Below are 26600 nucleotides of genomic sequence, written 5' to 3' on the forward strand. Positions count from 1 at the left end.
GCGGTTCAATGTCTTAAAAACTAAAATGTTGTCAATGAGCAGATAAATGAGGCTAGCTATTTTTAATAGCCTTATAGGATTACAGCAGAGCATCATTAGATGTTTGGGCGGAAAGCGGACTTTCAATAGCGTGGGGGCAATAACTTACTAAGTACAACCATCAACGTGCCACCGATGAGGGTAACACGTCTCGCCATCTAACATTTTTGCTGGTATTAGTGTTGATACCAAATCATTTTAACCCTGTGTTTCAATTAGCTCAGCGTATCTGCATGCTCGCTTTTTTGTAGCATATTATTGATCGGTTTGGCTAATGCCAATAAGATAACGGCTGTGACCACCAAAAAGGTTGTCATCATCGTAAATAAGCCCGGTAACCCTTCGATTTTATCAGCAGAGACATGACCACCAAAGAAAGCCGCGACCAAGTTACCCATGGCGATAGAGGCAAAGAAAAGCCCCATCATCTGACCTTGCATGCCTTTTGGCGCAAGCTTAGTCATTGCAGAAAGACCAACAGGACTGAGCGCTAACTCACCAAGCGTCAGCAATAATAAACTACCGACTAACCATAAAGGTGAAGCCAAACCGCCATCGCTAGTCAAAATACTTTTTGAGGCAAAAATCATCAATGCAAAGCCTGCGGCAGCGAGCAACATACCAAGCGCAAACTTTACCATACTATTCGGCTCAAGGCCTCGATTTGCAAGCTTGACCCATACAATGCTGATGATCGGCGCTAATATGAGAATAAACAAAGGATTGAGCGACTGAAACCAAATACTAGGCACTTCAAAGCCTAAAACGTTAAGATCTGTATAGCGATCGGCGAATAAGTTAAACGACGTTGGCTGCTGCTCAAAACTCGACCAAAATAGCGTCGAGCCAATGATTAAGATAAAACAAATCAACAAACGCAGCTTATCGGTTTTGTCCAATCGCGGTGAAATAAACATGACAGCAAAGTACAGTATCACTACTGCTGCAATGATGTACGTCATATATTGGGCAACCATCTCAGGGTTAAATGGCATAATACCAGTCGCCACCAACAAAGTAATGACGACAAGTAACGCCAGAAACCCTGCCACCCAGCGACCTACATTTTTGAAAAGCCCAGTCGTTTGCTCCCATTCAGGAGTGATGTTTTTGGCACGAGCATAGCGATTTAACGTTTTTTTAGCTGAAAAACGATAAATCAATAATGAAGCCAGCATGCCTAGACCACCGACACCAAAGCCTACATGCCACATACCTTTTTCTTTAAATACGCCAACGATAAGGGCGGCCAATAGCGCACCGATATTGATACCCATATAGAATAAAGTAAAGCCGCTATCACGGCGTGCATCACCTTTGGGATACAAAGCTCCGACCATTACTGAAATACAAGTTTTAAATAAGCCTGAACCGAGAACGATACACATCAGGCCAACAAAAAATAGCGTCATACCAAACATAGCGGATAGCGCGATACACAAGTGACCTAGGGCGATAATAATACTGCCCCACCACAGTGCTCGCTCTTGTCCCAGCCAATTATCTGCCAGCCAACCACCCGGTACGGCCGCTAAATACAATGAGCCTGCAAAAATACCATAGATAGCAGAAGCTGTGACCTCATCGAAGCCAAAACCGCCACTACTGACCGTCGCTACCATAAATAATACTAATAGCGGACGAATACTATAATAAGAAAACCGTTCCCACATTTCTGTAAAAAACAACGGACGTAACGGTTTAGGATGCCCCATAAAACCATTATCTAGCGCTTCTAATTCAGCAGCACTAGCCTGCGATTGTGTTTCTGTGCCCATAACTTTATTCCTTTAAAGATCATATTTGTCATGACCAAAGCCCTGATAATTCAGACGAACGGTCATATAGGCGGAACATTGTTTCACTTGGTTATAATCAAGTAAAGAAAAAGTTGGCTAAAAATTACACAAATACCCACAAAAAAGCCCACTCTCATGGGCTGAAAGCGGGCTTTTCTTTTTAGCATTAATGTCAGTGATGACAATGCTATCGTACTTATCACATGACAATAATAGTGCCGTCCTACTTGAGATTTAAGCGAAACAGGTTTATCGAACCACGCTTGAAAAGCTAAGCATCTACCGGCTTATATTACTGTGCTGCTACCGCTTCATCAGTTGCATCAACCGCTTGTAGATCACCGTCTGCTTGCTCCGCAGTTAAATCAGCATCTGCAACCGCAGTTTGACTGACTGTGCCAGAAGCAGTTGCAGTACCAGATTCTGCGGTAACCACAGCGCTATCGGTCGCTGGCGTGACGCTTGCATCTGCAGCAGTATCAGTCGCTGTAGTATCCACCTCTACAGGTGCGGCATCTGTTTCAGCTGGCGCAGCATCTTCAGTAGCAATCGCTTCTGCTTCATCAGCCGCCGCTGACGCTTCGGTCGTCTCAGCAGTAATGTGCTCGCCTGCTGGACGCAAAAACGCAGAAACACCAATAAGTAAGACGATACCTAAAAATAAGGCAACACCGCCTAAAGCAAATAACAGCTCTTTCTTAGGGTTGTTTTCGACAATATGTTCTGACATACCTTATCCACCTTGCACAAAATATTTAAAATATTGACCTATTATATCGCAATTCGTACCGATTTGTTAAAACCCTTAAGTATTTAAAGGATTTATTATCGACAAACTTTGCCATTCTCTTTGACGCTCAATGAGCATTACTCATTCGAGCTATTTCTGATTGCTTCTAAGCACATACAATGGCTTTAGCTGCTTATTTTAGCGACTTGCCCAAACGCGGTTGTGGCATCCCACGCTTGCCAAAGTAGCTCAATACGAGTAACAGCGTCATGATAAATAGAATAGGATAATGACCAAAACTCATAAATGGGGTGTTGCCGACCCGCGCCTGAATATCACCACGCAATACCGTGCGCTCAAACTGCGGCGCACGCTCGACGATACGACCTTTATGATCGATAATAGCCGTGACACCCGTATTGGTCGCACGCATAAACCAGCGACCATTTTCTAGCGCGCGCATCTGTACCATTTGCAGATGTTGCAATGGGCCTGCCGACGTACCAAACCAAGCATCGTTTGAGATGGTTAATAAGAAATCCGTGCCAATCGCGTTTTTACGAGTGGTATCAGGATAAGCAACTTCATAACATACTGCTGAACCCAAATTATGACCACGTACACGCAGCGGTGACTGGTTGTCACTACCACGACTATAGCTCATGATTTCTTGGCTACCAGCAAGGTTTGGCAAGATATCTAACATGCCTTCGAAGGGAATATATTCACCAAATGGTACCAGACGCTGCTTTTTATACATCCCCTCAGCATCACTACCTAGCGCAACCACGCTATTATAAAATGGCGGATATTTATCCGTTTCTGGATCAAAGTTTTCTAAATCTCTATAAGGAATACCTGTTACCCATGTGGTATCGGTTTCTTTGGCCATTTTAACCATTTCATTGATAAAGCCAATCGCCTCATCTTGGAACATAGGAATCGAGGATTCAGGCCACACAACGATATCACGTCCCCATTCGGTACGTGTTAGCGTGGCATAAATTTTCAACGTTTCTATTTGATACTCAGTGAGCCATTTTAAATCTTGTGGAATATTACCTTGGATTAGAGACACGGACAAATCAGGCGTGCCTTTTGGTTTCGTCCATTGCGGATTAATCAACCATAATGCGCTGCTAATCACTAATAACGCTATCGAAGGAATCATATAACCACCGCGGCGGCGCAAAAGCTCCACCACACTGGCTGCCAATAATACAGCAACGAAGGAGACGGCAAAGACACCAGCGACTGGCGCTAATGACGATAACCAATACTGCTCCGTAAACGCATAACCGACGAATAACCACGGAAATCCAGTGAATAGCCACGTTTTCATCCACTCTTGGAGTATCCACAGAGCAGCAAAAGACAACGGCTGACGGCCGACCATGCGATTGAAAACCAAGGCTAAAAAGCCATGGAATAACCCCATACCTAGCCCCATCAAGGCAATCATAATCAGCGCAAGCCATGCTGGTGTATCGCCATAAACATGAATAGAGGTGTACAACCAAAATGCGCCAACACACCAAAGTCCCGTACCATAAGCCTGACCGATAAGAAAAGCTCGCTTGCCACTCATATCAGGCATCAGTAAGGCATATAAAATAGCCGGCGACACCAGAGCAAGCGGCCAAATGCCATAAGGCGCGAGTGCAAATATAAACACCGCCCCTGCCAGCAAAGCAATCAATACCGTCAGCGCTATAGGCAAACCCTTGGGCTTATCAGGGTTCAGGCGTTTTTGTAAATCAACAGTAGACAGGCGCATAGCAGTTATCCAAAACCATATTTTTCAAAATTTTAAGCGTCAATATTCAGATGTAAACCAAGCTGAAGCTGACTGTATTGTGTTTTGTACAATATCTAGAATTTAAACCCGCCCATGATAACAGTCTCAACCCATTAATAGGTAACATTGCGTAGCAAACATCTTATCGCAAACATAAAAAAACACGACCGCAATCGTGTTTTTTTTGAGTGTATCAAACAATTTTCAGGTCACTATCGACCCATCAATGACTGCCTATCAATATTTTCTGATCAGGATTGATTTTGGTGAGCTCAAGATTTTGAATAAAACGCCCTTCAACATCAGTGATAGTAATTCGCCAATCATCGATCACCACGCTTTCACCTTCCAAATCACCCACATGACCAAGCGCCTGCATGACAAGACCACCCATGGTGTCGACATCCGTATCATCAAAATGACTGCCAAGCTCATCATTACAGTCTTCAATCACGGTAGACGCTTGCACGCGCCACGTATTTGGTTTTTCAGGGTCAGCAACAATATTGTTGATATCACTGTCTTCATCGAAGTCATCATGCTCATCGACGATATCGCCGACAATCTCTTCAAGCAAGTCTTCCATAGTAACGACACCACCAAAGTTTCCAAATTCATCGACGACAATCGCCATATGTACTTGGGTACGCTGCAATGAGCGTAGCAAGGTATCAGAACGTGCCGTCTCACTGATATATAGAGGCTGACGTACCAGATCTCTTAAACGTTTACTGTCGATTTTATCTTCTTGATCGCGCACCATATGCACAAGAATAGGAATCAAATCTTTGGCCAACAAAATACCAATTACGGCATCATCATCTTGACTGTCAAAGACAGGATAGCGCGAGTGGGTGGTCTCAAGGATGATATCCATCACCTCAGCAAGGCTGGTGCTTTCGTGCAGACCAATCACTTGCGGACGCGGGGTCATGATTTCGCGCACTTGTGTCGCAGGCAGATCCAGCACGCCTTCTAACATATCGACGGTATCAGGCTCTAAGAACTGGCGCGAGTCTTGTACCAGACGAATCAATTCGTCACGGGTTTCGGGGGCGGTCGATAGCCAGCGTTTTAAGCCGCGCATCGACCAACTACTCGGGCTTGGAGCATCTTCAGACATGATGGTGTGAGTTAACCTCTTTAGTTAATAACAATTAAAATAACACGTAAGAACAAACGTAGATGGGGATGAAAACAGCAAATAAAACAGATCTTTGATCATTAACTAATAAATAGACCAAATCAAATTAGCTTCACTTTAGCGCAAGGCTCACCGACATTCAACGACAAATTCACGCAAATTGTATTGTCACTACGTTATAAACTTTGCTATGGTCAAAGCCTTTATTCACCAAAACACATCCTATGTCGCTACGTTCTCTCTTATCTCGCCTGCTCACGCCGCGCTCACATAGCCATCGCTCAGGTAACGGCTTGGACAGGCTTGAGCTAAATAATCATGGTTCAGATAGGCATGGCTTAAAAAAGAGCGCTACGAATGATCGCCAACCAACACCTACATGGCGATATTATCTTGTACAGTTTTTAATAATTACGACATTACTGCTGTCAGCCGTTTGGTTATTGATGGCGATTTGGTATCAATTTGGGGCAAGCTCAGCCATCACTTGGTTAACGGCTATTCTCATTGTTGGCGTACTGACAGCCTTACTGAGTATTCACTATTGGCCAAAAATGGCTAAGCGCTTTGACAATAAACAATGCAGCAACAAACAATGGGGCAACAAAACAACCATAAGCAGCAAGTCAGCAAATAAATGGCTAACCACTTTATATTGCGCTATTTGGTTGGTGGGCGTTGGCTGGTTCTTCTCTATCGAACCCCAGCAAGAGCGCGACTGGATGCCCGAGGTAAGTGAAAGGGTCACTTACGAGCGTGACGAAACCAATCCTGATTTGGTGACTCTAACCAATGTACGCAACTTTGATTGGCATACCGACACGGAGGCGACCGAACGCTGGGACACACGTACCATTGATATGTCCAAACTCTCTGGCGTCGATGTCACCAACTCTTACTGGATGGGGCCACTGATTGCTCATACTTTGGTCAGCTTTCGTTTTGAAGATGATAGACCGCTTGCTTTCTCGTTTGAGATTCGTAAAGAAGAAGGCGAATCATTTTCGGCATTGGCAGGGTTCTTTAGACGGTATGAGCTGAGCCTGATTGCCGCAGAAGAGCGCGATATTATCTATACACGGACGAATGCGCGCGGCGAGCAAGTTTATCTATTTCCCGTTAGTAACTTGCAGCAGCACGAGGTCAAATCATTATTTGAGTCTTACTTAACCGCTGCCGATGAATTGAATGCCAAGCCCGCTTGGTACAACACGTTACTCAGTAATTGCACCAATATCATTTTTTATATGGCGCGTATCGTCAGTGGCGATCGCCTGCCGTGGGATTATCGGATTTGGGTCTCTGGCTGGCTGCCAAATTATCTATATGATGTCGGCATGTTGGATGCTAATCCTAAAAAATACGGCAACCCGTGGTCAATGGATGAGTGGTATGAGCGCACGCATATCAACCCAAAGGTGCGCGGATTTGACAATCAAACCTCAGATCTGACCAATAATGCACGCAACTTTTCAATGCAGATTCGCCAAGGCATTCCCATACCGCCACTTGCAGACTCTCAAGCCACTGCTGAATCAAAAGCGCAATCAGCAGCATTGGTATCGCATCCTTAGCATCTGTTTACACCTGCACCCAATTCACCACGCGCGTTTCCATCTCTTCATCAGACATACCAGTCTCAGAAACACAACGTCCTGCTACCCCAACATTGGCAGCGCGCATTTGCTGCTGCGTTACGACTGCATCTTGGGTCAATAACAAATGCCAACTTGGCAAATTCTGTCCTTTATACAAACGCTTATAGGCACAGTGCGAAGGCAACCACATCATATTTGGTAGATTGTCCATGGTCAGCTGAATACAATCTGGCACATGCTCTTGGCGCGTGGCGTAATGCTGACAATAACCCGTCGCACAGTCCATTAGCTGGCAAGTCACATCGGTATACTCGACCAACTCTTCATCCACATCGCCATTCTCATCTTCGTCAATGTACTTAATCAAGCAGCAGCTACCACAGCCATCACACAACGCTTCCCATTCACTATGATTTAATTCTGATAGTGCAAAGCGTGACCAAAAATTCGGACGCAGTGTTTCATTAAGCTTACTGTCATTAGCGCTATTACTGCTGCTTTCATTGCCACTGTCAGGAAATAAGCTCGCAGCTGATTTTGCCGTGACTTTCACCTGCGAGGTTGCGTCAGAGTCTAGATGGGCTGCACAGTTGTTTAACAAGTTTAGTGTCATAAAGGTGCCGTAGCATTTTGATAAAGAGCGTTACAGTATTATAGCTGTTTTTGCCTAGGTTGAGCGTTAAGGTAGTAAAAGTAAGGAAAACGATATCGCAAAAACACAGACAACTAACTTCTATAACGTAAAACTCATCACATAAAAAAGGATAATAATATGTCAATTAAGACTTTTGAATTAATCAGTACGACCGAAGACGGTGTCCAGCTTATCAGCTATGTGGCACTGCCAGAAAATGCATCTGACGACCATCCTGTTGCGGGGATCTTAGTAGCACCAGAATGGTGGGGTATCGTTGATCATCCAAAATCAGTGGTGGAGCGCTTGGCAGAAGCAGGTTATGCTGCCGTCGCAATGGACGTTTATGGTGAAGGCAAACTGACCACCGATGCCGCACAAGCGAACATGTGGATGGAGCAAGTATTAGAAGATCAAGATATGCTGATGGCGCGCTGCCGTTTGATTCTCAATGACTTTAGCGATCAATTGGCCGTCGATGGTAATAATTTAGGTGCCATCGGTTACTGCTTCGGCGGTAAGGTCGTCCTTGATATGGCTCGCGAAGGTATGCCACTAAAAGCGGTCGCCACCTTCCATGGCAACCCATCAGCGAAACAACCAGCAGACAAAAACTTCACTGCAAAAGTATTAGTCGCTCATGGCCGCGATGACTCAATGGTATCAATGGATGCCATCGAAGGTCTAAAATCAGAGCTAGATGCAGCTGATGTTGACTACACTATCGATGTCTATGACAACGCTAAGCATGGCTTTACCAATCCACATGCCGATGAGCGCGCTGCTACAAACGATGTGGATCTTGGCTACAACGAAGCCGCTGCTAAGCAAAGCTGGGAAAATATGCTTGAGTTTATGAAAGCCAATTTGGCATAAAAAACGATTTGGTATAAAAATCTTCAGAAGAGCATTTTAAAACTCTCTGTGTAAGATGGGTTTATACAACAAGTAAAAAAACAGTCATTAATAACATTCATTAATAAAAGGAGCCGCTTAAATATTAAGCGGCCCCTTTTATTTTGAGTATCATTTTATCAACTGCCTCTTAGATGAGTTATCAGAGCAGTCTTGTACTTCTTACCAAATCACGTCATTATCACTTTATTATCAGCTGGATTGAGCGACGAAGATGTTATATCTATTGGTGACCCAGTTGGGTTGGCTGGCCTTTACAATTTTATTGATCGTGGTAGTCGCGTTATACACCAAGATAAAGCGGCAAATTGCGTATGTGCGCCGCGATGTGATAAAACTACAAGCTGAGCTTGAACAGCAAAAAGATCGCAGTATTAACTCTTCATCCGCTTATATAGCGGATGAAAGAGTTTATTTGCACAAGACTTCTAGTGAAGACAGCACTGATAAGGATACAATTTTTGACTCACAAACTCTGTCCATAGATGGCCTTTCAGCACTATCAACATCGTCAGCTGCCTCGTCGCCTCCACCACTTCCAACTGCTGCAAACTCGACCTCAAATGTAGCACCAACCGTCTTTGATAATAAATCCGTAGACAATTCCGCCTCAACAACTGTAAAAGATAAAATTACAACTGCACCGATTGAGCCGGATGAACGCTCATTGCCTATCGTCACTTCATTAATTCACTCCATCAAAAGCTGGTTTGTCGGTGGTAATCTCGTCGTGCGGGTCGGCGTATTGGTGCTGCTGGTAGGTGTGGTACTCCTGCTGCGTTTGCTTAGTGAATATATCGAGATTTCGATTGCTGCAAAGCTCATGGCAATTGGCATCGCAGGATTGGCGCTGGCAGCACTCGGGTTAAAGCTAACGGCAAAACGCTTCTCTTATGGGATTACCTTACAAGGCGCAGGCTTAGCGATTGCGTATTTGAGCACCTTTTTTGCTTATAGCGTCTATCAAATCATTCCGAGTATACCGAGCTTTATCGGGCTTGGGTTATTATCTGCGATTACTATTGCGCTCGCCGTACGTCAAAACGCCTTTCCTCTGGCTTTATTAGCGTTATCTGGTGGTTTTTTTGCGCCTATTTTGACCAGTGAAGACACTGGCAGTTTGGTAGTATTGTTTAGTTACTATTTACTATTGAACGTGACGATTGCGATTATCGCGCATTACCGCCCGTGGAAAATACTAAACCTATTCGGTGTCACCGTGACTTTTGGGTTGGCTTACTACTGGGGCATCAGCGAGAATTTGAGCGCGGTCATTGAGGCACAGCGCTGGTCTTTAGTCTTACTAGTCACCTTACACTTACTGCTATATCTGTTTGTCGTCATTCGCTACGCCCAACAAATTATCGCCTACAATACCCTCAATGAAAAAGACGTCATCCAGACAGGTAGCGCAGATAACGTAAAGCATTTAGATAACATTCATGCAGGAAATAATAGCTATGTATTTCCTATTGATACTGGCTTACTGTTTTCAGTGCCGATATTGGCCTTTGGCTTATTTGCGGCATTATTAGATAACATTCCTAACGCCTTAACCATCGCTAGTGCTATTTTAGCCACCGTTTATTTAGGACTCGGCTGGTTGTTTGTGCAGCGTAGTCAGCGTTATGCCTTAATCACCGAAGGCATGCTGGCTTTAGGGTTTGGCTTTTTGGCGCTAGTAATCCCGCTGGCATTAGATGCTGAATGGATTGCTTTTGGCTGGTCAGTACAAGGACTGGCGTTGGTCTGGTTTGGACGGCGTTCATTGCGAGCCTGGTCAGTACTATTCGGTCTTTTATTACAACTGCTTAGCATCGCCATGCTGATGTTAAAAGTGGTCTTCGCCATTCAAGATTACCCGACATTGGCATTAACCATTTCAGCTATCAGCTATCTAGCAACGATGTTTATCTTACGCGCCAGCAACTCGCCAACTATATTGAACGACAGCTTGGGTAGCAATTTAAATAGTAACTTAAATAGCAACTTAGCATTCTCTCAAGAGCAAAACGCCACGCCAGATTCAATAGCAACCTACGCCAACGCATTAGGTATTAGCACTCATGCCGCCGAGCAATGGCTAACCTCAATCAACAGCAAAAGCACCGTGTTTAATCTTGTTTGGCGCAGTCCTGTACTCATAAGGTTTTTGACCTTTACGGCTATAGCGTGGCTACTGCAAGTGCTGCTGCTTGATTTTAACCAGTGGTTTGCCAGTTGGACACTGGCAACGACGACCATGACTGCGCTCGCGGCACTGATCAGCCTTACCATTTATTGGACAATCAATCGTTATCGCTCGTGGATAGAAATCAGACAGCTTAGCCACGGCTTATCGATCGTCTTTTATCTTATGCTCGTCCTACAGTTACCGCAAAAATTCGAGTTTCATTTAGCATGGCAGACAGCAGATTGGCTACTATTGACTGGTCTAATGATTGGTTGGTTGGTTATTGGACAGTTATGGCTCAGGACATGGTACGACCATGCAGAGTTGTCACGCTACGATGGCGCAAGCTGGCTAGGAGCTAGTATTTTAATCATTGCTGCCGCAGCCCATTATGGACTCGCAGATTCCGCTGGCGTGATGGCTGTCTTGATTCCAGCCATTTTAATACTGGCTGGGTTATGCTGCTGTTATCGTTATGCTCGCGATCCTAAGCAAAATACGCGCACAAACAAAGCATTAAAACAAAGTCCACTGCACTGGTTTGATTGGCAACAAGCGCTATTAAGCTGCACGGCTATCTTTACCCCTATCGCCTTATTTTGGGTCGTCATTACCAACTGGTCTTATGATGGTGTGATTTGGGGGTTGTCTTATTTTCCGCTATTGAATTTATACGACATCACCTCATGGCTGACGTTACTGGTTGGTTTTAATCTGTACTACATAAGCAAACGCCGCCGCGATGAGAGTCTTATCGAATCGAGTGCAGCTGCCAAATCTAAGCGCATATTCACTACTGATAATTTACTGATTATGTTAGGGCTTATCAGCTTTTGGCTGATTTCCAGTATGTTGGTTAGAACGCTACACGCCTTTATCGGCACACCGCTTTGGGACAGTGCTCAGGTCGGCGCATGGAATAGTGAGCAAGTGCAGACAGGATTGACCATTTTATGGACACTCTTAGCATTAATCGCTACCATCATTGCTAGCCGTTACTGGCAAAGAGCACTTTGGTTTATGGGAATTGGGCTGTTAGGTATTGTCGTATTGAAACTGGTCTTAGTCGATTTGTCACAGACTGAAGCAATTTGGCGGGTTATTTCCTTCCTTGGCGCGGGTAGCTTAATACTATTGATTGGCTATCTCGCACCGTTACCTCCAGCCCGCGAAGAAATAGAAACTCAGGCTCAAGAGTAGCCGCACATCTGGTTGGGCGAAATTATGGCGTGAGCACTGTGGTTCTGTAGTAAACTGGACACCATGAAAAGTAAATGACGATCGTCTTACTTTGAGCATTTTTTATAAAAGGTTATGAAAGCAGATGGATAAGAGAGCAAGTATTCAGTGGTTCCCTGGGCACATGAACAAAGCCCGTAACGAAATCAAAGAAATCATGCCGCAGATGGATTTGGTCATCGAGGTGATCGATGCGCGTATCCCATATAGTAGTGAAAACCCAATGGTCGCGGCATTGCGCGGTGAAAAACCCGTCATCAAAATCCTTAACAAAGCCGATCTTGCCGATCCAGAACTAACCCAAGTATGGATGGACTACCTCGAACAACAAGATGGTGTGAAAGCCATTGCTTGCGATACTGATAAAGCCAATGATGTAAAACGTATCATCGCGATTTGTAAACAACTTGTGCCTAATAAAGTGGGTACGGGTCGCCAAATCAAAGCCATGATTATGGGAATTCCAAACGTTGGTAAATCAACATTGATTAACACTTTAGCAGGGCGCGCTGTCGCTAGAACTGGCGATGAGCCAGCGGTCACTAAGTCGCAGCAATTGATTAAACTTGACGATGACATCATGCTCTATGACACACCCGGTATGCTATGGCCAAAAGTCGAAAACGAAAACTCTGGCTATCGTCTGGCAGCAACGGGCGGTATTCGTGATACGGCTTTTGACTTCGCCGATGTTGCCAGCTATACCGCTGAATACTTGATGCAAGCCTATCCTGATCTGCTAAAAACCCGCTATAAAATTGAAGCGCTACCAAAGACTGATTGGGAGTTTTTTGAAGTCGCTGGACGCAATCGCGGCTGTGTACGTTCGGGCAATCAAGTCGATACGTACCGCATGTCTGAGATTCTAATTAACGAATTACGTAGTGCTAAGCTTGGGCGTATTACGCTTGAGACGCCAGCCATGTCTCAAGCTGAAGAACTCGTCGTCGCCGAGCAACGCTTAGCAGCAGAAGAAAAAAGAATCGCCAAAGAAGAAGAGAAGCGCTTACGTCGTTTGAAAACGCGGAAGAATCGAAAGTAATAAATCGACAGTCATTTTTGCTAATCATGTTAGCTGCATAAAATCATTCTAGCGCTCATGCAAAAAAAGCCCATAAGGGCTTTTTTTTATATCTATTGCTAGCGAGATCTAAGCCATTCACTATTTTTGTTTTGGCATGACTTTTTCGATAGCCTTTAACGCACAGCTTTCGTCTTGTACTGCACCGCCTGCGCCGCCCGCTGCAATAGCACCGATCACATCATTACCAAATTTTAACGGTACACCACCGCCGATCAACAGTAAATCATTTACCGTATTCAAGTTATTTGAGTCTGGGTTAGCGCGAGCATTATTCGCCAAAGTGCGTGAAGGCGTTTTGGTAGATAATGCCGTAAATGCCTTACGAACAGCAGCATCAGTATTATGTGGGCCAACGTTATCATCGCGCTGTAGTGCAATAAGATTACCACCACGATCAACAACTGCGACAACGGCAGATTTGCCCTCTGCGTGACAGGCTGCCATGGTGGCATCGATTAATTCATTGGCCAACTCTAAAGAAACATTGGGCTGCTGTAGTACTAGGTTTGGTTTAGCGGCCAAAACGTTGGCTGAACAGCCGACGACTGCTAGCGCCAATAATGCTTTAGATAAGTAGTTCGAAATTAACTTCATAAAGAGTCCTAAATATTACTCATACATGTGAGCGTTTGTTTGAAATGATGCTTAGTAAGCTTTAATAAACTTAGTTGATGAAACCAGACAATGAGTTATCGTTAACTCAAAAATGCTCTTGCGACCCTAGCGAGAATGAGAATCATAATCTTGCAAAAAGCACAACAATAATAAGTTAATTTTTCTACAAAATTCACTGAATTTTGTAAGATTTACTTTATAAATTTGCAACTCTAAATTAAGGTTTCTGTTACATACTCTGTTTTTAGCACTTATAATTAAAAGACGCTTACGTCATGGTGATCTCAAGCAGCGCACAACAGCAATATCGACTCACCTCTCTCAAAAATCGGTTATAATTCATGCACTAATAAGCCAAAAATTGATGCTATGACTCAGCTTACCCCCACTGCAAACCTTACAACGATAGAAAATGATTTTACTCAACTCGGTACTTCTCTCGATTCATTCGCCCCGCGCCTACTCAATTGGTTCAGTGAGAATGGTCGCCACGATTTACCATGGCAACAACACCAAACTGACGCGCCCAATCCTTATATCGTTTGGCTATCCGAAGTCATGCTACAGCAGACCCAAGTAACGACAGTGCTGCCCTACTTTGCCCGTTTTATGGCATCGTTTCCGACGGTACAAAATTTAGCGGCCGCAGAATGGGATAGCGTAGCGGAGCATTGGGCGGGGCTTGGTTATTACGCGCGCGCACGTAATTTGCATAAAGGCGCAAAGCAACTGGTCGAAGTCATTGATGAGACTGGCAGTTTTCCGCAGACCTTAGCTGGTTGGGAAGCCATATCTGGCGTGGGGCCATCGACCGCTGGCGCAATTATGGCGATGGGCTTACATCGTTATGGCGTCATCTGCGATGGTAACGTTAAACGGTTACTGACACGCTGGGCAGCAGTTGATGGCGATATCACTAAGTCTGCCACCACCAAAGAACTATGGGCATTGGCAGAGCGTTTGACCCCAATAGAGAATTCAGGGTTATTCGCGCAAGCGATGATGGATATGGGCGCGACGTTATGCACGCGTAGCAAACCTGCCTGCCTACTATGTCCACTTCAAGATGACTGTCTAGCACATGCTGAGGGGCGCGAAACGGATTACCCAGTCAAAGCAAAAAAGCAGCCCAAACCCAGCAAGTTTAGCAATGCGTTATTGATTGAAGATATTGATGGCAAAATACTGTGGCTACAACGCCCTGACAATGGCATTTGGGGCGGACTGTGGAGTTTGCCTTTACAGTTTGTTGAAAAAATTGCAGGCAAAGTTATTAAGAAGACGACTGCTAAAAAACCAGACGCTAGCGATGATAGACTATTAGAAGTTGCTAGTAATGAAAAAGTCTATGAGGCAGAATTTACCACTGCCGAACAAATTATCAACGAGTGGTTAGATAAGCATAAATTGGCAGCAAAAGCAGCCAGTAACACTTTATTAGACGATGCCCCTATTAAGCATTCACTGACCCATTTTCATTGGTATTTGACTCCGCAATCGCTGACTTTAACGGCTAAACAAACGGCTGAAATAACTGAAGCCTTACAGGCAGCACAAATTAATATTAATTGGCTAAATGCTATTGACGCTCAGGCAATGCTTGGATTGCCACGCGCGATGGTAAAGATTTTAGAATAGTATATTAACCTACTTGCCTAAACCAACTGCTTAGAAAAGCGATTTATATGATATAAAAAAGCGACTCACTATTGATAGTGAATCGCTTTTTTATGGTGATGGTAAATATGTAGAAAACTAAGACTTCGGCACTCGCAAACGCATCAGACCTTCTTGCTGTACCGTAGCAACCAGCTTACCATCTTGCCAAAACTGTCCATGGTTCAAGCCTTTAGCATTAGACGTGGTATCACTCCACATGTCGTATAGCATCCAACCGTTTAAATCAAAATTACGATGAAAATGCATCGAGTGGTCGATACTAGCCGCTTGCAAGCCGCTGGTCATAAAGCTAACACCATGTGACATCAGCCCTGTACCAACCAGATAAAAATCGGACGAAAATGCCAATAGCGCTTGTTGAATCGCAACAGGTTGATTACCCAATTCGCGGATACGCAACCAGTTCGCCTGCTTAGGTTTCATTGGCTCCGGATGAATCGGATCACGCGGTTTAACCGGTTTAATTTCGACATGGCGACGGCGCATAAAGCGGGCTTTGAGCGCGTCTGGAACTTTTCCGACATACTCTTCTTTTAAATCTTGCTCAGCCAGTAAATCCTCCGGTGGCGGATAGACAGGCATGTCTTCTTGATACTCTAAACCCTCTTCCATCGGCGAAAACGAGGCTATCATTGAAAATATTACTTGCTCAATAGGTGCTTTACCGCGCACCTCTTTATACTGAATCGCCGTCACTTCACGCGCAGACAGACTACGACCATCACGCAAGCGGCGTACCTGATAAATCACTGGCTGCGTGATATCACCACCGCGTAAAAAATACCCGTGCAATGAATGACAGGGTTTGTCTTTATCCAGCGTATGCGCCGCCGCCATGATGGCTTGGGCGAGCACTTGTCCACCAAAAATACGACTGCCAACATAGTCATGGCTCTTACCCTCAAAGACATCGGGGGTCACTTCAATAAGTGCTACAGTAGCTAGCAGCTCATCAATCAGTTGCGAATAATCGGACATGACGATATGTTTCCTTATTTTTATTAAAAACGCTAAGCATCTGAAAATACGCACCTAACGATATCAATATGATATAGCGAAAGACAAAAGACACTTTGCATTTGAATGTAAAATAATATGAAATCACTTGCTGAAAATGCACAAGAGAGATTTAACACGAAAATTTTAGAACAAAAAATACAGTCATAGCAGCGCTATCACCAGCATTTATTATATAGTTGTTCCAGCTTAAAAGAAGTACAAAGCAATCGAGTGCAAATGTATATGTGATACTTCACACGAGACGCGGTCACCCTTTTATAGCGAATGGGCTATAAATAGAAAAGATAAACATCTTACCCAATATCGATGGCTTTGACTAGAGAGCGACGCTCACTTGGCGATATCATGTTGATAATTTTGCTTAACACACCTTAGGACACGCCCTAATATAAACGATATTAGTCATAAAAAAACGAGATGTTTGATAGCATCTCGTTCTTTTAATCATTTACATTTATGGCTTCACTGCCACTAACACACGAATAGAGTCTGGGACTAAGGATAGACTACCTAGCGCTTGCTCACCTTGGGCTTTTAGCTGCTCCAAGCGCTCAATCTCAGCAGGACGTACGTTAGGATTAATCGTTTGTAGATGCTTTAGACGTTTGATTTCACGTGACCACTGCTGGCTAAAACGGGCACTGGCTTGTTCGCCAATCTCCGCTAACTGCTGACGGGCAATCTCTTCCGCTTCATAATAACGCTGCTCAATCACATCACCGCGTACTTTAATGACTTGGCGAGCACGGTTTTTATCCAGACGCTCAATATGCGGCATAATCATCTCAGCACTGATACGTGAGGATAAATCACTGCCTTGCTCACTGATAAACACGCGGATATTTTGCGTGGTCAGCGTCGCTGGTAAATTCAACAATCTTGGCGCAATGGCTTCAACGCGGAAATTCACTTCGAGCAGCACCATACCTTGTGGTACAGCAGAACTTTTTAGCATCGCCACCGTGGTATTACCAAAGGTGCTGGTACTCGCCAACTCATAAATCGCGCGCATCAATGGATGTTCGTGAGTGATAAATTCGATATCTTCACGCTGCAGTGCTTGCTCACGCTCGAATGTCAACGTCATACCGTCTTCGTCACCGAGTGGCAGACCATCGATATAATCACTAATTTCAGTACTATCAATCGGAGCGATTACCCACGAACCATCACGCTGGATATTGTGATCGATATTGGCTGAGGCAAAAAAGCGCTCAATAAACTGCGGCAATAGATTATGACCATCAAAATCGCGCATGGCGTCAGCGATACGTTTAGCAACACGTGGGCGGCATGAGTTGTATTCTAATAGGCGATCACGACCCGCTTGCAGCTGTGCTTCTAGCCCCAAGCGCGTCTGTTTCGCTTCTTCGATAATATCTTGTAGTATCGCACGGTTCTCGTCAGTATCCGCACCCTCAAGCATGGGTTTTAGCTCTTGGATATACTGCTCTTGCACGCTCTGCGCCGTCGGTGAAATTTGATTAAACATATTCAGCGCATCGTGATACCAATGATACAGTCGCTCTTGTGCGGTGCCCTGTACATAAGGTACATGGAGCATAATTTGCTGCGTTTGTCCGATACGATCTAGGCGACCGATTCGCTGCTCTAAGGTATCAGGATTGGCTGGCAAATCCCACAATATCAGCTGGCTTGCAAACTGGAAGTTACGACCTTCTGAGCCAATCTCCGAGCACAACAATATCTGTGCGCCTTCGCTATCGGCAAAGAACGCCGCGGCTTGGTCACGCTCAAGTAAAGTCATTTGCTCGGTAAAGATAGCGGTTTTGATACCAGCATGTAAGCGTAATACCGCCTCCAAGCTCTCAACCGTCGCGCCACTACGGGCAATCAACAGCACTTTTTTATGCTTAAGCTCGCCGCGCAAAATATCAATCAACCAAGGCACACGTGGGTCATCTTCTAGCCAGCCACCATCAGGTTGGTTTTCTTCGCCCCATAGCTGCTCACGTAATTTACCATTGGTTTGGTAGCTGTCTTTCCATGCTGCAGGCAATGCCAGTGGATACGGCTGGCTGCTACGGCCATAAAACCCTTTAACGCTCTCACGGGTATTACGGAATAGAATACGACCTGTACCATGACGGTCAAGTAACTCATTAAGCGCATAGGTGCGCAATTTTTCGTCATCATTAATCGTTGCCAATTCATCAAGACTGATGTCTAACAAGCTGCTTAAAGCAGCAATTTGACTGTCGCTTAATGGCTTATCTTCGATCAATACACCAGCAACGGCAGCCGTTTCAGCAAAGGCTTCTTGACCATCAATAAACTCATCCAAATCATCAAAACGATCTGGATCGAGCAAACGCAAACGAGCAAAGTGACTTTGTGCCCCAAGCTGTTCAGGCGTTGCTGTCAATAGCATGACCCCTGGCGTTTCTTCGGCAAAGTCAGCAATCAAGTCATACTTATCATTGCCGCCTTGCGCCTCATCCCAATGCAGATGATGCGCCTCATCGACCACCAATAAATCAAACCCTGCATCCATCGCTTGGTCGTACAAATCAGGGTGATCGAGTAATAAATCCATACCCGCAATAATACATTGCTCAGTGGCAAAGACATTTTGCTCAGGATCGTGTTCTTTAATGGCTGCTGCACGTACCAAATCAAATAAGGCAAAATTTAGATTAAAACGACGACGCAGCTCAATCATCCACTGATATTGTAGACTGTCTGGTACAAGAATGAGCACACGCTCAGCTTTGCCCGTTAGCAGCTGTTGATGGATAATCAAACCTGCTTCGATGGTTTTACCCAAACCAACTTCGTCAGCGAGCAACACACGCGGTGCGATACGTTTGCCAACTTCATGAGCGATATAGAGCTGATGCTCAATGATATCGACACGCGCACCCATCAAACCTTTAAGCGGATGACCAGCCAGCGCCGACTGCATACGCAAGATATCTTGACGCAGCTCATACCAATCACCGCGCTCAATCCGACCAGCCAGCAGACGCTCGAGCGGCTTAGCCAAGGTGATATTGGCAGCCAAACGGGTTTCCATAATGCCGCGTTCATGCTCATCGACACTGTATTTGAGTACACCCATCACTTCTTCGACCGCGGTTACTGTGTAGCTCTTACCCGCTTGATCAGAAATACTATCGCCAACTTTGAACACCACGCGTGATAATGGCGCAGAGTTTTTGGCGTAGACGCGAGTCTCTTCACTTTGTGGAAATAGAATGTGCACACATCGGTCGTCTACATCGATGACTACACCCAAGCCCAGCTCGGACTCCGTATCAGATAAATAACGTTGACCAACGGCAAATTCAGTATTGTGCAATGAAGCGATAGAGGTAGTCATAGGGCGATGTCTTTTGTACTCAGATAATAGGAAAAAAATAGATAGCTCATAATGAGGTTTGCTAGCGTGAATCACTAGCGCGATGTCATTACTTAACAGTCTGAGAGGTCACCGGCCATACCGGCAGCGTCAGCTCATTAGCTAGGTCGCAAGATAAAGCCGACCATTATATAACGTTAGCAGCTAGATGAGTGCGCTAAGTTGACTTTTCAAGAGCAGATTCTTGCAAGATTATGTCAACGCCAAGCATAAGTTGGTCATATAAAACAATAAGATAACGACTCGCAAGTACAGAAAAAATATTGTCATTATAAAATTGCTTCTGTATTGTTAATAAATGCAATATAACGTTTCTTTTTTCTTACCGGAATTATTCAAACCCACGTCTACCCATACCCTTTTGCCGCCTAGTATTCATGCTTAATTATCTTTCAGGATTTATGGGCACAGTATGGCCTTTTATAGTCCTTTAAGTTATAAAAACACAGATAATAAAGTCGGTTAAGTTATAAGAGTAAAGTTAATACTTTTAATTTTTTGCCATTATGTACAGATCATTTCAACTAAAATTACGCATTACCACCTGCTTGATTGCCACCCATATATAGCATTGGCACTCTTCTTCGTGGTCACTATTACCCAAGGAATATCAACATCATGAGTGCCTCCAACAAAGTTGGCTTTTTTAATCAAGTCAGTACCCAAGTAACCACCATTCTATTTATTGCTTTTGCGGTCGTACTGGCCGTCGTCGTTTATGTTGTTGATAAAGAGGGCTATGAGAAAATCCGCCTTGAATCTGCAAAACTGGTGGCTGAACGTGGTAATACGGCAGTCAATAGTATCTCTGCTGATATCAATCGGGTGATGCGTAGTGCCTTGCTACTACAGCAAAGCGCGCAAACCTTGCCCACGGAAGAAGCAATTTTACAAACCAGTACTGCCAATGCCTTTGATAAGCGTGATTATAATCTTTTGGGTAGTGGCGGCATTTGGCCTGCAAAAGGCGCACTTGGGGCAAATACCGCGACCCATCCATTTTTGATGGTTCGTCAAAACGGCGACTATCAAGCGCTGTTGAGCGATCCAAATCCTAGCAACCCTTATTATCAAGAAGATTGGTTTAGCGTCTTAAAACTGCTCAAACCTGACAGCTGTATTTGGAACCATGTCCGCGCCAGCCAAACCAAAGGCGAGCTTGCGATGAGCTGTGGCGTGGCAATCGAGCGTGACAATCAGTTCTGGGGTGCCAGTACAGTTAACTTTACGCTGAACCAGCTACAAGAGAACATCGTCAAGTTAAGCGAAAGTTCAGGCTCAGGTTACATTCTATTGCTGGATAATAGTGACAAGGTGATCGCCTCTTCTAACCCTGAACGCTTAAGCTATATTGATGAGAAAACCGGTACGCCGCTTGATATCAAACAAGTCATCAACTCAGACCCTGCTTGGCAACCTGTGCTTGATTTCTTAGATGTCCAACGTAATGAGATTATCGAACAAGTCGCTGCTAACGTCTCACCTCAAATCCAGCAGGTACTGACCACGCTTGATAAAGCCGAAACTGGTACGGCAAAAGGCTATTATTTGGTTAACTACGCCGCTTACTTGAATAACGATGAAAACAAGCAAAATGCCATGGACAGCCGCTTATTACAGAGCTTTGAGTTGGCAAAAGATAGCTACTATAACGGCAGTCAAGCCTATGTCTTTGAGATTCCTGAGACTTATTGGAAGCTGATCGTTGTCCAGCCTGATGCTGAAATTAATGCCATTGCAGATAATCTCAGCGAAAACTTGATTAACTGGATTGCATTGGCGCTATTGATTACCGCTGGCGTCATTTACTTCATGCTGACTTTCTTAGCATTCAAACCCTTGAAAGAAACTACTGATAAAATCTCTGAAGCGGAAAACTTAATTAATAATAAGCAATACAATAAGCTGAGCGAGGTTAAATTCGCAGAAGGTCGCAACGAAATTGGACTGGTCAACGGCTCTATTAATGACCTACTAGACCGAATCCAATCCAACGAAGGTAAGCTTGCTAATATCAATCAGCAGCTAGAGATTAAAGTCGAAGAACGTACCGCTGAGCTGCAAGAGACGCTAAAAGAGCTGAAAAACTCTCAGCTACAATTGATTCGTTCAGAAAAAATGGCAACGTTAGGACAAATGGTGGCAGGCGTTGCTCACGAAGTAAATACACCCTTGTCTTATGTGCAAAATAACCTAGAGATTATCGGTCAGTTGACGGAGCAATACGAAGAGCTGATTGAATTGGTACAAGGGTTAAAAAGCGTTAAAACTGATGCGGCGACTGATGGCAAAATTGACAAGCTATTGTCAGATATTATCCATGCTTCTGATGAAATCCAAGAAGACGACCTGTCAGCTGAATTAAAGGAGCTGATTAAAGATTCGTTATTTGGCGTCGAGCAAATCACTGAGATGGTGTTAAACCTACGCAATTTTGCTCGTCTTGATGAGTCAAAAGTAAAAACTATCGATGTGCGCGAATGTATCGAAGCCTCACTTAAAATCGCTGGTAACTCTATCAGACATCAAGAGATTGTGACTGACTTTGCGCCCACGCCTGAAGTGAAATGCTCGCCGTCGCAAATCAACCAAGTCTTGGTCAACCTATTGAATAACGCCTCACAAGCCATGGGAGAAAAACAGGATGGCAAAATCGAAGTGCGGACGCGTGCCGATGATCACAATGTTTATATTGATGTCATCGACAACGGCAAAGGCATGAATTCAGAAGTGCTCAATCAAATCTTTGAGCCGTTCTTTACTACTAAAGGCGCAGGCGAAGGCACAGGACTGGGGATGGCAATCAGTCAGCAAATTATGGAGCAACATAATGGCGATATCAAAGTCGTATCGACCGAAGGCGTTGGTACCACATTCACCTTAATGCTACCGATTAATAATGACTTAACAGAACAAAACCTAGCCGCGTAAGCACTGGGTCAGCTGCCCTGTTACGTAGAACATATTCAGACATCTAACAATTATTATTATGCATTATAAGGATATCACTATGCATGAATTTGAAAATGACTTAACCACAGTTGAAACCAGCGCTGAGTCAAAGCCGAAGTTGGCATTTATCGACGATGAACAACGTATTTTACGGTCTATGAAACTGCTGTTTCGTAAGACCCATGACGTTTTTATCACCACTGACCCGACTGAGTATATTGACTATATCAAGCACAACCATGTACACGTAGCGGTCAGTGACCAACGTATGCCTGAGCGAGTCGGTGTGGATATCTTACGCGAAGTAAAAGACATTTCACCGTCCACTATGCGTATTTTATTGACGGGCTATGCCGATTTAAACGCCATTATTGGCTCTATTAACGATGGTGAGATTTATCGTTATTTGACCAAACCTTGTAAATCTGAAGAGCTGATCACCGTCGTCGGACGCGCTACCGAAATCGCCCTAACCTATAATCCAGACGAAGATGCCGACCAATTCGACAGTTCAGGTAATAAGCAAACGCTGCTAGTAATCGATGAAACCAATGAGTTGATTGAGCAAATACGTAAGCAATTTTCTCACAGTTATAAAGTACTGCACGCTGAGAGCTTAGAAGAAGCATACGATTATTTGGCAAACGAAGATATCGGTGTATGTATCACCGACATCAATGTCAGCGGCGAGAATATCGCGCCGATTATCTTTACCTTAAAGCAAGATGCGCCGCATTTGGTGGTTTTGGTACAGACTGAATTTCAAGACGCTGGCTTGCTGATTGACTTGATTAATAAAGGTCAAGTCTATCGCTGCTTACCGAAACCAATGCGCGCCAGCCTGCTTGAGATTAGTGTCAACCGTGCATTTCAGCACCACTCGAAACTCAAAGCCAGCCCTGACTTGGTGAAACGTTATGAAGTCGAGCATGACCCTGAAAACGACGTTCGTATTGATTTAAGCAGTCGCGTACGTAGCCTTATTGATAAATTGCGTAAGCGTTTCTCTTTATAATAAGTGGTTGTATAGCGCCTAATTTTTAAGCGTATCAATACCAAAAATTATCTTTACATAAAATAAAACCTCTATTTCAACATTGAAGTAGAGGTTTTTTACTTTGTGCTTTTTGACTAAAATCACCAACGTGCTACATTAAGTCGATAATTATTAAAATCATTTTAAAATAACTATTTAATAAGGAATAGCCATGCGCGCAGTTTTTTTAGATAAAGGCACTTTTTCTGATGGCATCGACTTACCAGCTCCAAACGGCATCAGTGACTACCTCACTTATGATGATACCCCAAAAGATGCTGCTGTTATTTTAGAGCGCTGCAAAGACGCCGATATTATTATCACCAATAAAGTGCAGATCAGCGCTGAAGTGATAAGCAAATTGCCCAAGCTCAAGCTGATACAATTGACCGCCACTGGTATGAATAACGTCGATCAAGACGCTTGTGTTGAGCACCATGTTGCGCTTTATAATGTCGCAGGTTACGCTGTCAAAAGTGTGCCCGAACATACCTTTATGCTCATGCTCAATGCCATGCGTGCGGGTGTTTATTATCATCAAAAAGCCGCTGATGGCACATGGCAGGCAAATGGTAATTTTTGCCTACTTGATGTTCCCTTGATAGACTTGGAAGATAAAACTTTAGGTATTATTGGGGTCGGCACTATCGGCAAACGCGTGACCGACATTGCTCGCGCTTTTGGTATGACGGTACTATGGGCCGAGCAGCAAGGACGCACACCACGCAATGACGACTACACAGCGTTTGACGACGTACTGGCACAATCTGATGTGCTGAGCTTGCATTGCCCGTTAAACGAGAAAACTCAGCACCTGATTAATGCAGAAACCTTGGCCAAAATGACTAAAAAACCTCTACTTGTCAACGTCGCTCGTGGCGGTATTGTTGATAGCCAAGCACTGACTGATGCCATTAATAATGAGCAAATCATCGGCTATGCTAGCGATGTGTTTGAGCAAGAACCCATCACCGCTGACGATCCTTTATTGACCATTGCCAAGCATCCGCGCGTTATATTTAGCCCGCACAATGCGTGGGGCAGTAAAAGTGCGCAAGAAACCTTGTGGCATATCTTAAGTAAACAAGTCGCTGACTTTATTGATAGTAGCGAAAATACTAACGGCTAAAGCGTAACCAATCGTCTTTTATTTTACGGTGTTTGAGCATGATGCGGTCGCTTAGATAGTTGTTTGTGACCCGCCAAGGATAGACATCTCCTTGTTTCGGTAGCTCGTGCTGAGCGCGCTTGACATAACCCGATGATAGCGCGCCCATCACCGTATCTGTCTGCATCAGAGCTTTGGCATCTTTAGTCTGTGCTTGTGGCAATACCACTTGATAGCGATGCTGATGCATATAGCCCAGCAGCCGCATCACATACTGACACGCCAAATCAATTTTTAGCGTCCACGATGCATTGGTATAACCAAAAAGTGCCACCATATTTGGTATATCTTCAATCATAACAGCTTTGTAAGTCATGCGTTTTCCGACATCTATCGCCTGCCCATCGATATATACTTTGGCGCCGCCGAGCATTTGTATTTTGAGCCCAGTCGCGGTGACAATGATATCAGCATCGAGAGGTTTACCCGATTCGAGCATGATGCCCGTCTTGGTAAAATGGCTGATTTGATCGGTCACTACTGCAGCGCGCTTGCCACGCAACGCTTTGAACAAATCACCGTCTGGCACCGCACATATCCGTTGATCCCAAGGATTATAGTCCGGTACGAAATGCGCCACATCGACACCGCTACCTTTCAGCTCTTTTTTGACGCCGCGTTTTAATAACGCTTTCATAAGCTTGGGTGCCAATATAGCCGCTCGGTAAGTACCTTGTTGAATCAATACATTGCGGGTACGCAGCAGCGTATAAGCCTGCTCTTTAGACAACGGTGAAAATTTGCCTGCTAGCCAATCAAGTGCATAATCATCGCCCGGTACACTTGCCACATACGTGGGAGAGCGCTGTAGCATAGTGACGTGCCGCGCGCATTGCTCACCCTTTTCATCCACCAAAGCTGGCAGCAACGTCATCGCTGTGGCACCGCTACCGATAATGACCATTCTTTTATCGTTATAATCAACATTCTGCCAATGCTGCGGATGAATGATCTCACCTTGAAAATCTGCTTGTTTATCAAAATGAGGTCGATAGCCTTGCTCATAATCGTAGTAGCCAGTGGCACCAACGACGAATTTTGCCGTTACCGTAAACACTTCACCGCTAGCATTATTTTTTACCATCGCCGTCCATTGTTGATTACTACTTGACCACGATAGCTGCTTTACCTCGTGTTGATAGCGAATATGTTCGCTGATGCCAAACTCAAGTGCTGTATCAGCGATGTAGCTTTTAATATCCCTGCCTTTTGCCAAAATCCTGTGGTTCAGCCATGGCTTGAAGCTATAGCCAAACGTCAAGGCATCAGAGTCAGAGCGGATGCCAGGATAGGTAAATAAATCCCATGTACCACCCAAATCTGCTCGTTTTTCTATTAGCAAAAATCGCTGTGCACTTTTCTGCTGTTGTTTTGCTGATTTGCGTTTTTGCTTACTTGGATTTTTATAACCAAACAGTCCTTTGTATTTTTGCTGCTGCAATTGGCACGCCATGCCGATACCGGCAATTCCTGCGCCGATAATCAGTACCTCATAATCCACTGGTGTGTCTGATCGTGCTGCCTTAGGTTTGAAGCATTTCTTAACCGCTTGTTTGGCCGCCGTCATATCAAGCATAATACGTTCCTTGTTTTT

General features: G+C 44.4%; 17 protein-coding genes. 8 read left to right on the top strand and 9 right to left on the bottom strand.

Annotated elements, in window-relative coordinates; translation table 11 throughout:
* Positions 1 to 254 precede the first annotated feature (254 nt).
* The 4 genes from JMX93_RS11945 to JMX93_RS11960 form a co-directional block, all read right to left on the bottom strand.
* Positions 255 to 1817, bottom strand: coding sequence for a peptide MFS transporter (locus JMX93_RS11945; protein ID WP_198332669.1), 1563 nt, complete (start codon positions 1815 to 1817; stop codon positions 255 to 257).
* Positions 1818 to 2130: 313 nt separating this feature from the next.
* Entirely contained in the window at positions 2131 to 2568 is a 438-nt protein-coding gene (locus JMX93_RS11950; protein ID WP_499204847.1) for a hypothetical protein, read from the bottom strand.
* Between the two features lie 193 nt (positions 2569 to 2761).
* Positions 2762 to 4345, bottom strand: coding sequence for an apolipoprotein N-acyltransferase (gene lnt, locus JMX93_RS11955; protein ID WP_499204848.1), 1584 nt, complete (start codon positions 4343 to 4345; stop codon positions 2762 to 2764).
* A gap of 244 nt (positions 4346 to 4589) precedes the next feature.
* Entirely contained in the window at positions 4590 to 5489 is a 900-nt protein-coding gene (locus JMX93_RS11960; protein ID WP_198332666.1) for a transporter associated domain-containing protein, read from the bottom strand.
* Positions 5490 to 5734: 245 nt separating this feature from the next.
* On the opposite strand from JMX93_RS11960, the gene JMX93_RS11965 reads away from it, so the two are divergent.
* Positions 5735 to 7084 carry an Lnb N-terminal periplasmic domain-containing protein gene (locus JMX93_RS11965; RefSeq protein WP_499204849.1) on the top strand — a complete coding sequence of 450 codons (1350 nt, stop codon included), beginning with the start codon at positions 5735 to 5737 and terminating at the stop codon, positions 7082 to 7084.
* 7 nt (positions 7085 to 7091) lie between these two features.
* Here JMX93_RS11965 and JMX93_RS11970 read toward each other — a convergent pair whose 3' ends face one another.
* Positions 7092 to 7565: a YcgN family cysteine cluster protein gene (locus JMX93_RS11970; protein WP_499204892.1), complete on the bottom strand. Its 474-nt coding sequence runs from the start codon at positions 7563 to 7565 to the stop codon at positions 7092 to 7094.
* Between the two features lie 315 nt (positions 7566 to 7880).
* On the opposite strand from JMX93_RS11970, the gene JMX93_RS11975 reads away from it, so the two are divergent.
* The 3 genes from JMX93_RS11975 (at position 7881) to ylqF (ending at position 13111) form a co-directional block, all read left to right on the top strand.
* On the top strand, positions 7881 to 8618 hold the full coding sequence (locus JMX93_RS11975) for a dienelactone hydrolase family protein (RefSeq protein ID WP_198332663.1): 738 nt from the start codon (positions 7881 to 7883) through the stop codon (positions 8616 to 8618).
* Between the two features lie 253 nt (positions 8619 to 8871).
* Positions 8872 to 12030 (top strand): DUF2339 domain-containing protein, encoded by a 3159-nt coding sequence (locus tag JMX93_RS11980; RefSeq protein WP_499204850.1) that lies wholly within the window; start codon positions 8872 to 8874, stop codon positions 12028 to 12030.
* A 124-nt stretch (positions 12031 to 12154) separates the two neighbouring features.
* Positions 12155 to 13111: a ribosome biogenesis GTPase YlqF gene (ylqF, locus tag JMX93_RS11985; protein WP_499204851.1), complete on the top strand. Its 957-nt coding sequence runs from the start codon at positions 12155 to 12157 to the stop codon at positions 13109 to 13111.
* A gap of 120 nt (positions 13112 to 13231) precedes the next feature.
* Here the strand turns inward: ylqF and JMX93_RS11990 are convergent, their stop codons facing one another.
* Complete coding sequence (locus JMX93_RS11990; protein WP_193011141.1) at positions 13232 to 13747, bottom strand: GlcG/HbpS family heme-binding protein; 516 nt, start codon at positions 13745 to 13747, stop codon at positions 13232 to 13234.
* Between the two features lie 390 nt (positions 13748 to 14137).
* Between JMX93_RS11990 and mutY the strand changes: the two genes are divergently transcribed.
* The gene (gene mutY / locus JMX93_RS11995) at positions 14138 to 15406 is read left to right on the top strand and encodes an A/G-specific adenine glycosylase (RefSeq protein WP_499204852.1); all 1269 of its coding nucleotides are present in this window, start codon (positions 14138 to 14140) and stop codon (positions 15404 to 15406) included.
* Between the two features lie 117 nt (positions 15407 to 15523).
* Here mutY and JMX93_RS12000 read toward each other — a convergent pair whose 3' ends face one another.
* Together JMX93_RS12000 and rapA are read right to left on the bottom strand one after the other, a co-directional pair.
* Positions 15524 to 16426 carry an acyl-CoA thioesterase gene (locus JMX93_RS12000; protein ID WP_045452453.1) on the bottom strand — a complete coding sequence of 301 codons (903 nt, stop codon included), beginning with the start codon at positions 16424 to 16426 and terminating at the stop codon, positions 15524 to 15526.
* Between the two features lie 496 nt (positions 16427 to 16922).
* Positions 16923 to 19811 (bottom strand): RNA polymerase-associated protein RapA, encoded by a 2889-nt coding sequence (gene rapA / locus JMX93_RS12005; protein WP_198332658.1) that lies wholly within the window; start codon positions 19809 to 19811, stop codon positions 16923 to 16925.
* A gap of 657 nt (positions 19812 to 20468) precedes the next feature.
* Between rapA and JMX93_RS12010 the strand changes: the two genes are divergently transcribed.
* From JMX93_RS12010 to JMX93_RS12020, 3 genes are all read left to right on the top strand, one after another.
* On the top strand, positions 20469 to 22781 hold the full coding sequence (locus JMX93_RS12010; RefSeq protein WP_499204853.1) for an ATP-binding protein: 2313 nt from the start codon (positions 20469 to 20471) through the stop codon (positions 22779 to 22781).
* A gap of 79 nt (positions 22782 to 22860) precedes the next feature.
* On the top strand, positions 22861 to 23817 hold the full coding sequence (locus JMX93_RS12015) for a response regulator (protein ID WP_499204854.1): 957 nt from the start codon (positions 22861 to 22863) through the stop codon (positions 23815 to 23817).
* 193 nt (positions 23818 to 24010) lie between these two features.
* A complete protein-coding gene (locus JMX93_RS12020) occupies positions 24011 to 24967 on the top strand; it encodes a D-2-hydroxyacid dehydrogenase (protein WP_499204855.1) in 957 nt (318 codons plus the stop codon).
* On the opposite strand, the gene JMX93_RS12025 is transcribed toward JMX93_RS12020, so the two are convergent.
* The gene (locus JMX93_RS12025) at positions 24957 to 26582 is read right to left on the bottom strand and encodes a flavin-containing monooxygenase (protein WP_499204856.1); all 1626 of its coding nucleotides are present in this window, start codon (positions 26580 to 26582) and stop codon (positions 24957 to 24959) included. The two genes, JMX93_RS12020 and JMX93_RS12025, sit on opposite strands and share 11 nt — an antisense overlap.
* Positions 26583 to 26600 lie beyond the last annotated feature (18 nt).

Source organism: Psychrobacter muriicola 2pS (genome assembly GCF_904846535.1).
GTDB lineage: Bacteria > Pseudomonadota > Gammaproteobacteria > Pseudomonadales > Moraxellaceae > Psychrobacter > Psychrobacter aquimaris.